Raw genomic sequence first — 1025 nt, 5'->3', positions numbered from 1 at the left:
TAATTAACAATTGCCTTAGTGGTTTCTTTGTCAAAGAAGTGTGCCTTGTTTACATCAAAGCCCATCTTCACCTTGTCTCCTGGCTTGTGGTAGTCTCGTGAGTTTACGATTGCTACGAATTCTGTGCCATCTACCTTTTGGTATAGTTGAATAGTTGATCCTAATAGTTCTGATACTACTACTTCTGAATCTATTACCGCATTTGGCCAAGTCTCAAGGAAGGCTTCTTCTGAGTGGATATCTTCTGGTCGGATTCCAAAGACTACATCTTTATCGTTGTAGCCCTTTTCTTCAAGCATCTTTGCCTTTCCTTCTGGAATTTCAATATCTAGCCCCTTACCATCAGTGATTCTTTGGTTCTTGTAGTGAACGTTGAAGAAGTTCATTTGTGGTGAACCAATGAATCCTGCTACGAATTGGTTTACTGGGTGATTATATACTTCCAATGGTGAGCCGATTTGTTCTACCTTACCTACTGACATTACAACCACTCTGTCTGCCAAAGTCATGGCTTCTGTCTGGTCGTGTGTTACGTAGATAGTTGTTGTACCTAAGTTTTGGTGCAACTTTGCAATTTCGGCACGCATTGATACGCGAAGCTTAGCATCAAGGTTTGAAAGTGGTTCGTCCATCAAGAAGATTGGTGCATCACGCACAATCGCACGTCCTAAGGCTACACGCTGACGCTGACCACCTGACAATTCTCCTGGCTTTTTGTCCAAGTATTGCTTCAAGCCTAAGATATCTGCCGCATGTTGCACACGCTTATCTATTTCTGCTTTATCGTAGTGACGAAGCTTTAAGCTAAAAGCCATGTTGTCATAAATTGTCATGTGTGGGTACAACGCATAGTTCTGGAATACCATGGCAATGTGACGATCCTTTGGTGCCACGTCATTCATTACCTTGTGGTCTATTTCAAATGTTCCTTCTGAAATATCTTCCAGACCAGCTACCATTCTCAAGGTAGTTGACTTACCACAACCTGATGGTCCTACGAAGACGATAAATTCCTTATCTTTAAT

At 41.9% G+C, this 1025-nt stretch carries 1 protein-coding gene; it reads right to left on the bottom strand.

What is annotated here, in order from left to right; all coding sequences use genetic code 11:
* The coding region (locus FC46_RS09810) for an ABC transporter ATP-binding protein (RefSeq protein ID WP_057800234.1) at positions 1–1025 on the bottom strand (1025 nt) is incomplete at both ends.

Source organism: Lactobacillus kalixensis DSM 16043 (assembly GCF_001434335.1).
Lineage (GTDB): Bacteria > Bacillota > Bacilli > Lactobacillales > Lactobacillaceae > Lactobacillus > Lactobacillus kalixensis.
Note: the sequence above shows the minus strand (reverse complement) of the source record. Positions and strands in the feature narration are given on the sequence as shown.